Here is a 10,920-nt window from a genome sequence, read left to right as displayed (position 1 = left end):
TTTGGGATCAGGATCACTGATAGATTAATAACGAGAATGTATCTTTCCGCCCGCCAATAGTTACGGGCGAAAATTATTAAAAAACCGTCACTGAACGAATTTCATATTACCGTCAGGCACTTTTTCATCGGATTTGACTAGAAACCTGACAATTTGCTTCCTCCAGGAGATATAGATGGAAACCACTCAAACCAGCACCGTTGCTTCGATTGAATCCCGAAGTGGTTGGCGCAAAACGGATACCATGTGGATGCTTGGCCTTTACGGTACAGCAATCGGCGCTGGTGTACTGTTTCTTCCTATCAACGCAGGCGTCGGCGGTCTGATTCCGCTGATCATCATGGCCATCATCGCCTTCCCGATGACCTACTTCGCACACCGCGGTCTGACCCGCTTCGTGCTGTCCGGTAAAAACCCGGGCGAAGACATCACCGAAGTTGTTGAAGAACACTTCGGCGTGGGTGCAGGTAAACTGATTACCCTGCTCTACTTCTTCGCGATTTATCCCATCCTGCTGGTTTACAGCGTGGCCATCACCAACACCGTTGAAAGCTTCATGTTGCACCAGCTGCACATGACGCCACCACCGCGTGCCATCCTGTCTCTGATCCTGATTGTCGGCATGATGACCATCGTGCGCTTCGGTGAGCAGATGATTGTGAAAGCCATGAGCGTGCTGGTATTCCCGTTTGTCGCAGCACTAATGCTGCTGGCCTGCTACCTGATCCCACAGTGGAACGGTGCCGCACTGGAAACGCTGTCCCTGAGCAGCGCGTCTGCAACCGGTAACGGCCTGCTGATGACCCTGTGGCTGGCAATCCCGGTCATGGTCTTCTCCTTCAACCACTCCCCGATCATCTCCTCTTTCGCGGTGGCGAAACGTGAAGAGTACGGTAATGGCGCTGAGAAGAAGTGCTCCAGCATCCTGGCTCGCGCTCACATCATGATGGTGCTGACCGTGATGTTCTTCGTCTTCAGCTGCGTACTGAGCCTCTCCCCGGCAGACCTGGCGGCAGCGAAAGATCAGAACATCTCTATTCTGTCTTACCTGGCGAACCACTTTAACGCACCGCTGATTGCGTGGATGGCACCGATCATCGCGATGATCGCCATCACCAAATCCTTCCTGGGCCACTACTTGGGCGCACGCGAAGGCTTCAACGGTATGGTGATTAAATCTCTGCGCGGTAAAGGCAAAAGCATTGAAATCAGCAAGCTGAATAAAATCACTGCGCTGTTCATGCTGCTCACCACCTGGGCGGTAGCGACCCTGAACCCAAGCATCCTGGGTATGATTGAAACGCTGGGTGGTCCGGTCATCGCGATGATTCTGTTCCTGATGCCGATGTATGCGATTCAGAAAGTGCCAGCCATGCGTAAGTACAGCGGCCATGTGAGCAATGTCTTCGTGGTTATCATGGGTCTTATCGCTATCTCTGCGATCTTCTACTCCCTGTACACCATGTTCTGATTGTCACCCGCGCCGTCTTCGGACGGCGCACTCCTCCCTCTCTGACTGAAAGCAATGGACGCATCATGATTAGCGTATTCGATATCTTCAAAATCGGTATTGGTCCTTCCAGCTCTCACACCGTCGGACCAATGAAAGCCGGTAAGCAGTTCACGGACGACTTGATTGCACGCGGCATCTTGCACGACGTTACCCGCGTGGTTGTCGATGTTTACGGTTCCCTTTCTCTGACCGGGAAAGGCCACCATACCGATATCGCCATTATCATGGGCCTGGCAGGGAACCTGCCGGATACCGTTGATATTGATGCGATCCCTGGCTTCATCCAGGATGTGAACACCCACGGTCGTTTGCTGCTGGCGAACGGTGAGCATGAGGTTGAATTCCCGGTTGACCATTGCATGAATTTCCATGCGGACAACCTGTCGCTGCACGAAAACGGCATGCGCATTACCGCGTTAGCCGGCGACAAAGCGGTTTACAGCCAGACGTATTACTCTATCGGCGGCGGTTTTATCGTCGACGAAGACCACTTTGGTCAAACCAGTACCTCTTCTGTTGAAGTGCCGTATCCGTACAAAACGGCGGCGGATCTTCAGCGTCACTGCCAGGAGACGGGGCTTTCCCTCTCTGGTCTGATGATGAAAAACGAGCTGGCCCTTCACAGCAAAGAGGAACTTGAACAGCACTTCACCAGCGTCTGGGAAGTGATGCGCGGCGGTATTGAGCGCGGGATCACTACCGAAGGCGTTCTGCCTGGCAAGCTTCGCGTACCGCGTCGTGCGGCGGCGCTGCGCCGTATGCTGGTGAGCACCGACAAAACGACTACCGACCCCATGGCCGTCGTGGACTGGATTAACATGTTTGCCCTGGCGGTGAATGAAGAGAACGCCGCAGGGGGCCGCGTGGTCACCGCGCCGACCAACGGCGCATGCGGTATCGTTCCGGCCGTGCTGGCGTACTACGACAAGTTTATCCGTGAGGTCAACGCCAACTCTCTGGCGCGCTACCTGCTGGTCGCCAGCGCGATTGGTTCTCTGTATAAGATGAACGCGTCGATTTCCGGTGCGGAAGTGGGCTGCCAGGGTGAAGTCGGCGTGGCCTGCTCCATGGCAGCGGCGGGTCTGGCTGAACTGTTGGGCGCGAGCCCGGCTCAGGTGTGCATTGCGGCGGAAATCGGCATGGAGCATAACCTGGGTCTGACCTGTGACCCGGTTGCCGGGCAGGTACAGGTACCGTGCATCGAGCGTAACGCGATCGCCTCCGTGAAGGCGGTGAACGCGGCACGTATGGCCCTGCGCCGCACCAGCGAACCGCGCGTCTGTCTCGATAAAGTTATCGAAACCATGTACGAAACCGGCAAAGATATGAACGCCAAATACCGCGAAACCTCTCGCGGCGGCCTGGCGATGAAGATCGTGACCTGCGATTAAGCCTCTCAGGAAGCCTCGTTTTGCGAGGCTTCTTCCTGTTTTCCCTCACGCTATTCGTTTCAACCCGCTGACAGTGATACCCTTTACCCATTAGCTTTAAGGGAGATTATCTGTGGCTGTTCATTTACTTATCGTCGACGCGCTCAACCTGATTCGCCGTATCCATGCGGTACAGGGCACGCCCTGTAAGGACACTTGCCTGCACGCGCTGGAGCAGCTTATTCGCCATAGCGAACCTACCCATGCAGTAGCGGTGTTTGATGACGAAGCGCGGAACAGCGGCTGGCGACACCAGCGTCTCCCTGACTACAAGGCCGGACGCGCGCCGATGCCGGACGACCTGCATGCCGAAATGCCCGTTATTCGCGCGGCCTTTGAACAACGCGGCGTTCCCTGCTGGGGCGCACACGGCAACGAAGCTGACGATCTGGCCGCGACGCTTGCGGTCAAGGTAGCGAGTGCCGGACATCAGGCCACTATCGTTTCAACGGATAAAGGCTACTGCCAGCTTCTCTCTCCCACCATCCGCATCCGCGATTACTTCCAGAAACGCTGGCTGGACGCGCCATTTATTGCCAGCGAGTTTGGCGTCTCACCAGATCAACTGCCTGACTACTGGGGACTGGCGGGGATTAGCAGCTCGAAGGTACCGGGGGTCGCGGGTATCGGGCCGAAGAGCGCCGCCCAGCTGCTGACAGATTTTCAGAGTCTGGAGGGGATATACGCCAGGCTGGATGACGTGCCGGAAAAATGGCGCAAAAAGCTGGAGGCGCACAAAGAGATGGCGTTTATATGTCGGGATGTGGCGACGTTACAGACGGATTTACAGCTGGACGGAAATTTGCAGCAGTTGCGGTTAGAGCGTTAAACGGTTCACGGTTTTGTTGGCCCGGCAAGCACAGCGCCACCGGGCAAAACAAAGCGCGCGCTATCGCTCGTCGCGACGCCCGCCTACGGCCGCCCACCAGCGACGAATATGTACCGTCACCTCTTCGCGATCGTGATACAGCTGACGCGCCTGGATCTCCACGTTAATACCGTGCTCATCCAGTTGCGCCTGGATGTAGGCCAGGTTCTGAGAGACCTCCTCGTAGCGCTTTTTCATCGGCAGCTTAAGGTTGAAAATGGTCTCGCGGCACCAGCCGTTCACCAGCCAGGAGGCCATCAGCGCGGCCACTTTTGCTGGCTTCTCAACCATGTCGCACACCATCCAGGAGATGTTGTTACGGGTCGGACGATAGCGGAAACCGTCTTCACGCAGCCAGGTTACCTGCCCGGTGTCCATCAGGCTTTGCGCCATTGGGCCGTTATCAACAGACGATACCCACATATTGCGTTTCACCAGCTGATAGGTCCAGCCGCCCGGGCACGCGCCAAGATCGACGGCATACATACCGTTAGCCAGACGCTCGTCCCACTCATCGGCCGGGATAAAGACGTGGAAGGCCTCTTCCAGCTTCAGGGTTGAGCGGCTCGGTGCATCCGACGGGAACTTCAGACGCGGGATCCCCATATAGAATGGCGAATTATTGTTAGTATACGAATAGCCGGCATAACAGCAGCCCGGAGCGATAAAGAAGATGTGTACTACCGGACGCTTCGGCGTTTCGTAGTTCGTCAGCACGCCCGCATCACGCAGCGCCGCGCGCAGCGGCACGGTAAATTTGCGGCAGAACTTCATCAGCTCTTTACTTTCGTTAGTATCCGCCACTTCCACGCGCAGATCGCCGCCCTTCTCCACTACGCCCTGCAGCATGCCGACAATTGGCGTGATGCGGTCTTCCGGGGGAAGGTCTTTCAACAGCTCACCCGCCACAAACATCTGACGAGCGAAGATCAACGAGCTAAACGGCAGTTCGCGCGCCAGCTTATCCGCATCTTCGGGCTGATAGCATTCAAAGACCACATAGCCCGCATTCTCTTTCACGCGGGCAAAGCCGAAGACGTCGCGCTTCGCCGCTTTATCGGTAATTTCCGCGGCGCACTCTTTCTCAAACCCCGGGCGACAATATAAAACAACTTTATTCATGAACAACGCCCTTGCGTTTCAGACGGATAGCTCCGATAAACATTAATACCCACCCCACCAGGAAGCTGACGCCGCCGACGGGTGTAACAAACGCCCACAGGCGCAGATGTGAAAGTGCCAGACAGTAGAGGCTGCCGCTGAACAGCACAGTACCCAGCGCCAGAAAAACGCTGCTCCAGTAAAACCAGATGCTGATCCGACGCTGCATCGCCACCGCCAGTCCGAAAATAGCCAGCGTATGGAACGCCTGGTATTCAAGGCCGGTCTGGATCCAGCCCATCTCGACAGCACCCAACGACTTACTCAATACATGTGCGCCAAAGGCGCCCAGTGCAACAAAAATAAAGCCACTCACCGCGGCAAAAATAAGCATGAATCGGCTGGTCATGTTTAAGTCCTGAATTAATGCGTGCCCGGCACACAAACGTTATTGTTCATACCTGAAGCGGAATTTCTCTTGCTCGCTTGCCGCCTTTGCCAGTATCCACTGCCGGAAGGCGGCTATTTTACCCAGTTCTGCCTGACTGTCATGACAAACCAGATAAAATGCATTTTTGCTGACCAGTACGTCATTAAACGGGCAAACCAGACGGCTTGCCTCAATTTCGGACTGCGCCATCACGTTGTTAGCCAACGCCACGCCCTGCCCGTGAATGGCAGCCTGTAGCACCATCGCACTGTGGCTAAAAATGGGCCCCTGCTGCACGTTTATATGACTTAGACCTAATTGACGGGTATACGTTTGCCAGTCGCGGCGAGAGGCATCATGTAAAAGCGTATGCTGCGCCAGGTCAGCGGGGGTCTTCAGCGCTTTGTCGCCCGTTAACAGCAGAGGCGAGCAGACCGGCAGCAGATATTCTGCGTATAATTTCTCGACACGCAAGCCCGGCCAGTTACCTCGACCGTAAAAAATGGCGACATCCACATCATCGGCCAGCTTGTCTTCCTGACGATCCACCGCCTGGATTCGAACGTCGATCCCCGGATAAGCTGAGTTAAAGCTTGAGAGTCTTGGCACCAGCCACTGAATGGCAAAACTGGGCAATAAACTGACAGTCAGGGCACCTTTTGCACTGCGGGCCTGCAGCTTGCGCGTGGCTTCCGTGAGCTGGGAAAAAATCTCTTTAATATCCTGAAAATAGCTCTGCCCCTCTTCAGTCAACAGCAATGAACGATTGCGTCGACGAAATAGCTTAAGGCCCAGGAAATCCTCCAGAGACTTGATTTGGTGACTTACTGCGGCCTGTGTCACAAAAAGCTCATCTGCCGCACGGGTGAAGCTGAGGTGACGTGCTGCTGCATCAAAAACGCGTAATGCATTAAGGGGTGGCAATCGCTTTGACATGGTTATCTGGCTTAGATGTTAACTGAATTTAACAAATAGGAAACAACGTTTAACCTATTAGTTTTTTTTATCTGAGCCATTATAATTTGTCCGTTGAGGAACTACCAGCAAATACCTATAGTGGCGGCACTTCCTGAGCCGGAACGAAGAGCTTTTTTCGGAATGCGTGTTCTGAAGGGCTTTTGGCTTACGGTTGTGATGTTGTGTTGTTGTGTTTGCAATTGGTCTGCGATTCAGACCACGGTAGCAACGCTACCAATTTTTCACTTCCTGTACATTTACCCTGTCTGTCCATAGTGATTAATGTAGCACCGCCAACTTGCGGTGCTTTTTTTTCGCCTGCGATCGGTTAATGCTCGATCTCTTTCATCTCTTTCACGTCCGTGCGGTTGATCTGCTGCTTGTTCCCGTTCGCATCTTTATACGAAATCATCCCGGTATCGTTATCGGTTGTCGGTTTCCCTTCCGAAACGATGGAACGACCATCGTTGGTATGCATCACGTAGTTGTTACCAGAACAGGCGCTCAGGGCAAAAGTAAACGCACAGGCAGAAATGATTGCAGCTGTCTTATTCATGATTATTCTCCTTTAGCAATTAATGCTATTCAAACCTCGATTTATAACAGGCTAAAACATCCGCCTAACACTATTTAGCATAACCTGCTTTTACGAGGTCGCCAGGATAAGCAGACGAATCTGATAGATATCAACCTCCTTGCCCTGCCGCTGAAATTGCGCGACGATCGCGTTATTGATATGAGGAGTCCCATGAACGCTTTCAGTCCTGCGCAGTTTCGCGCACAGTTCCCGGCGCTGGCCGATGCCGGTGTTTACCTTGATAGCGCCGCCACCGCTTTGAAGCCCCAGGCGGTGATTGACGCGACGCAGCAGTTCTACAGCCTGAGCGCCGGGAACGTGCATCGCAGTCAGTTTGCCGAAGCGCAGCGCTTAACCGCGCGCTACGAAGCCGCACGCGATCAGGTTGCACGCCTGATCAATGCTGAAAGCGGAAAAAGTATCGTCTGGACGCGCGGCACGACCGAAGCCATTAACATGGTGGCTCAGTGCTATGCCCGCCCACGGCTGCAGGCAGGAGATGAAATCATCGTCAGCGAGGCGGAACACCACGCTAACCTGGTGCCGTGGCTGATGGTGGCCGAGCAAACGGGGGCGCAGATTGTCAAACTTCCGTTGGGTGCAGACTTCCTGCCTGATGTGGCACGTTTGCCCGAGCTGATTACCCCACGCAGCCGCATCCTGGCGTTGGGGCAGATGTCCAACGTCACCGGTGGCTGCCCGGATCTGGCCCGCGCTATTGAGATTGCCCATGCCAGCGGTATGGTGGTGATGGTCGACGGGGCGCAGGGGGTAGTGCATTTCCCGGCTGATGTGCAGGCGCTTGATATCGACTTCTATGCCTTCTCCGGACATAAGCTCTACGGGCCAACCGGCATTGGCGCACTCTACGGCAAGCCGGAACGGCTGGCGCAAATGACGCCGTGGCTCGGGGGCGGCAAAATGATTACCGAGGTGACATTCGACGGCTTCAAAACGCAGGATGTACCTTATCGTCTGGAAGCCGGTACGCCAAACGTGGCGGGCGTGATTGGCTTAAGCGCTGCGCTGGAGTGGCTGACTGAAACAGACATTGTTCAGGCGGAGAGCTGGAGCCGCGGCCTTGCGACGCTGGCAGAAGAAGAACTTAAAAAACGCCCCGGTTTCCGCTCGTTCCGCGTACAAGACTCGAGCCTGCTCGCCTTTGATTTCGCAGGCGTTCATCATAGCGACATGGTGACGCTGCTGGCCGGGTACGGCATTGCCCTGCGGGCAGGACAGCACTGCGCCCAGCCGCTTCTGGCAGCGCTCGGCGTGAGCGGCACCCTGCGCGCCTCGTTTGCGCCGTATAATACTCAAAGCGATGTCGAGGCACTGATTAGCGCCGTTGACCGCGCCCTTGAAATACTGGTGGATTAATGACTCAAGCAGCGTTAGCCGGACATCCGTTCGGCACGGTCATCACAGAAGAGACCTTAAAACAGACCTTCGCTCCCCTCACGCAGTGGGAGGACAAATATCGTCAGCTGATCCTGCTGGGCAAGCAGCTCCCCACGCTTTCAGACGATCTTAAAGCGCAGGCGAAAGAGATCGCTGGCTGCGAGAACCGCGTCTGGCTCGGGTTTAGCGTATCCGGGGAGAAGCTTCACTTCTTCGGCGACAGCGAAGGCCGTATCGTGCGCGGGCTGCTGGCGGTTCTGTTAACCGCAGTGGAAGGGAAAAGCGCGGCAGAATTGTTAGCACATTCGCCGCTAATGTTCTTCGATGAGCTCGGGCTGCGCGCGCAGCTCAGCGCCTCACGCGGTCAGGGTCTGATCGCGCTCAGCGACGCGGTACTGGACGCAGCACGTCAGGCTCAGGCCTGACGTTCCGCCTTCGCCATCATCTTTTTCAGGGCGTGAGAAACCGCCACAAAGCCAAAGGAAGCGGTTACCATGGTGGCCGCCCCAAACCCTGAGGCGCAATCCATACGTTTGGGTCCTTCCGCCGTACTTTTCATTGCGCAGACCGACCCGTCCGCCTGGGGATAGACCAGCGCTTCGGTCGAGAACACGCAGTCAACGCCCAGCTTGCCTTTGCTGTTCTTCACCACGTTAAAGTCGCTTTTCAGGCGTTCACGCAGCTTTGCCGCCAGCGGATCCTGAATGGTTTTCGCCAGGTCGGCGACCTGGATTTGCGTCGGATCGATTTGCCCGCCCGCGCCGCCCGTCGTGACCAGTGGCACCTTGTAGCGACGGCAGTAGGCGATCAGCGCCGCTTTGGGACGCACGCTGTCGATAGCGTCAATCACATAGCTGTATCCTTTACTCATGTACTCCGCGACGTTATCTGCCGTGACAAAGTCGTCGATCACCGTCACGCGACATTCCGGGTTAATGAGACGAATGCGTTCCGCCATCACTTCAGACTTCGCCAGGCCGACGTTATCACGAAGGGCATGGATTTGACGGTTGGTATTGGTGACGCAAACGTCATCCATATCAATCAGCGTGATTGCGCCAATACCGGTTCTCGCCAGCGCCTCTGCCGCCCACGACCCCACACCACCAATGCCCACGACGCAGACATGCGCATTCGCAAACAGCTGCAGGGCTTTTTCACCATAGAGACGTGCCGTGCCGCCAAAACGCTGACGCCAGGCATCGCTGATTACCACAGACATAAAACCTCAGATGTAAAAAGGGTGAGGTTCTTCCTCACCCTGAACAAGTAATCCGTATTGCGCTCAGAATACCACAATCAACCGCTGAATACGTTTCCGGTACCCGGTGCGGCCTTCAGCACCCACACGCGTCCGTAGTGGTTATACCAGCCCGCACGGTGGCCAGCATCCGGACCAATGCCCTGATAAATATCGAAGTGCTGGCCTTTAATCGCCCCGCCCACATCCAGCGCCACCATCAGACGCAGCTCATACTGACCGTTGAATTTACCGTTGTTGTCCAGCAGCGGGACTTCCGCCAGCAGCGTGGTACCCGCAGGAATAATAGAACGATCCGATGCCACCGACGCACGGCCAATCAGCGGAACGGCACTCGCCCCCTTCACCGGCGCGAAGTTTTGCGGTTTAAAGAAGACGAACGACGGGTTCTGCTCCAGCAGTTCACGCACCTCGGCTTCACTGTGCTTTTCGCCCCACTCGCGGATCGCCTGCATCGACATATCTTCCTTCTTCACTTCACCGCGGTCGATCAGCACCTTACCAATACTGCGATAGGCGTGGCCGTTTTTACCGGAATAGCTGAAGAAGTTAAGCGGCGAACCGTCGCCAAAATCGATGTAGCCACTGCCCTGAACGTCCATGATGAAGTTATCCATCAGGGAGTTGCTGTAAGCCAGAACGTAGTTTTCGCTCAGCGCACCCGCGTAGATCTCTGCACGAGAAGGCAGACGACCGCGTTTTGGCGGCATACGGTAGATAGGATACTGGAACTCACCCTGGCGCGTGTGTCGCGCCTGAATCACGGGCGTGTAATACCCTGTGAACTGGACGTTGCCGTAGTTATCCGCCCCTTCCATCTGCCAGGCGTCAATACCAAACTGGCGCATGTTGCGCGTATCACCGCCTGCTTTCAGCCAGTCCTGGACGGCGTTGTACACGCTACTCTGAGTGCCATACAGACGCGGCGACGCATTGCGGATCTGGTAAACCTGCTCGGAGAAATCGCCGGCGTTGATCGGAGCACCGACAGCATCAGGCTGATTAACTAAAGAGAAAGGCTGGGATAACTTCCCGTCTTTATACTGTTGACCGCGATCGGTCGGTTTGGAAGAGCAGGCCGCAAGAATCGCTACCATTGCGCCTGCCATCAGATACTTCGCCCAACGTCCTTTCATTATATCTCGTCTTTAAGTTGCCCATTTCCGCGTGATGAAGATAACAAACCGCCAGGGCTAATGAAATGCGTTCGCATGCCCTTTGGCAAATTTTGCGCAAAAAATAGTCCATACAGCGCCATGTCGTTCAATTTGCATACAAAATCATGATTTATGTAAAAAAGGGGTTGCATCACAAACCTATCCGAGTATAGTGCGCATCCACGGACGCGGGGTGGAGCAGCCTGGTAGCTCGTCGGGCTCATAACC

At 55.3% G+C, this 10,920-nt stretch carries 11 protein-coding genes; 5 read left to right on the top strand and 6 right to left on the bottom strand.

Annotation, left to right across the window (positions count from 1 at the left end; genetic code table 11):
* Positions 1–175: 175 nt before the first annotated feature.
* The 3 genes from L977_RS22695 to xni all read left to right on the top strand — a co-directional run bounded on the left by L977_RS22695 (position 176) and on the right by xni (position 3,772).
* Positions 176–1,471 carry an HAAAP family serine/threonine permease gene (locus tag L977_RS22695; RefSeq protein WP_014885061.1) on the top strand — a complete coding sequence of 432 codons (1,296 nt, stop codon included), beginning with the start codon at positions 176–178 and terminating at the stop codon, positions 1,469–1,471.
* Between the two features lie 65 nt (positions 1,472–1,536).
* A complete protein-coding gene (sdaB, locus tag L977_RS22690; RefSeq protein ID WP_014885062.1) occupies positions 1,537–2,904 on the top strand; it encodes an L-serine ammonia-lyase II in 1,368 nt (455 codons plus the stop codon).
* A gap of 112 nt (positions 2,905–3,016) precedes the next feature.
* Positions 3,017–3,772 carry a flap endonuclease Xni gene (gene xni, locus L977_RS22685; protein WP_023337708.1) on the top strand — a complete coding sequence of 252 codons (756 nt, stop codon included), beginning with the start codon at positions 3,017–3,019 and terminating at the stop codon, positions 3,770–3,772.
* A 60-nt stretch (positions 3,773–3,832) separates the two neighbouring features.
* On the opposite strand, the gene rlmM is transcribed toward xni, so the two are convergent.
* From rlmM to L977_RS22665, 4 genes are all read right to left on the bottom strand, one after another.
* On the bottom strand, positions 3,833–4,933 hold the full coding sequence (gene rlmM / locus L977_RS22680; protein WP_014885064.1) for a 23S rRNA (cytidine(2498)-2'-O)-methyltransferase RlmM: 1,101 nt from the start codon (positions 4,931–4,933) through the stop codon (positions 3,833–3,835).
* Complete coding sequence (locus tag L977_RS22675) at positions 4,926–5,321, bottom strand: DUF423 domain-containing protein (RefSeq protein ID WP_014885065.1); 396 nt, start codon at positions 5,319–5,321, stop codon at positions 4,926–4,928. Before L977_RS22675 ends, rlmM begins: the two co-directional genes overlap by 8 nt.
* A gap of 39 nt (positions 5,322–5,360) precedes the next feature.
* Positions 5,361–6,278 carry a glycine cleavage system transcriptional regulator GcvA gene (gene gcvA, locus L977_RS22670; protein ID WP_047626981.1) on the bottom strand — a complete coding sequence of 306 codons (918 nt, stop codon included), beginning with the start codon at positions 6,276–6,278 and terminating at the stop codon, positions 5,361–5,363.
* A gap of 349 nt (positions 6,279–6,627) precedes the next feature.
* Complete coding sequence (locus tag L977_RS22665) at positions 6,628–6,855, bottom strand: YgdI/YgdR family lipoprotein (protein ID WP_008499648.1); 228 nt, start codon at positions 6,853–6,855, stop codon at positions 6,628–6,630.
* Between the two features lie 192 nt (positions 6,856–7,047).
* Here L977_RS22665 and csdA point away from each other — a divergent pair, with 192 nt between their 5' ends.
* On the top strand, positions 7,048–8,253 hold the full coding sequence (gene csdA / locus L977_RS22660; RefSeq protein ID WP_045134125.1) for a cysteine desulfurase CsdA: 1,206 nt from the start codon (positions 7,048–7,050) through the stop codon (positions 8,251–8,253).
* Positions 8,253–8,699, top strand: coding sequence for a cysteine desulfurase sulfur acceptor subunit CsdE (gene csdE, locus L977_RS22655; RefSeq protein ID WP_014885068.1), 447 nt, complete (start codon positions 8,253–8,255; stop codon positions 8,697–8,699). The genes csdA and csdE overlap by 1 nt, the downstream gene beginning before the upstream one ends.
* Here csdE and tcdA read toward each other — a convergent pair.
* Complete coding sequence (tcdA, locus tag L977_RS22650) at positions 8,690–9,496, bottom strand: tRNA cyclic N6-threonylcarbamoyladenosine(37) synthase TcdA (protein WP_014885069.1); 807 nt, start codon at positions 9,494–9,496, stop codon at positions 8,690–8,692. The genes csdE and tcdA overlap by 10 nt on opposite strands.
* A gap of 77 nt (positions 9,497–9,573) precedes the next feature.
* A complete protein-coding gene (gene mltA, locus L977_RS22645) occupies positions 9,574–10,671 on the bottom strand; it encodes a murein transglycosylase A (RefSeq protein WP_014885070.1) in 1,098 nt (365 codons plus the stop codon).
* Positions 10,672–10,920: the final 249 nt, after the last annotated feature.

Origin of the sequence: Enterobacter sp. ZOR0014, from assembly GCF_000798855.1 — a bacterium.
Lineage (GTDB): Bacteria > Pseudomonadota > Gammaproteobacteria > Enterobacterales > Enterobacteriaceae > Enterobacter > Enterobacter kobei.
This window is presented reverse-complemented; position numbering and strand designations above follow the sequence as displayed.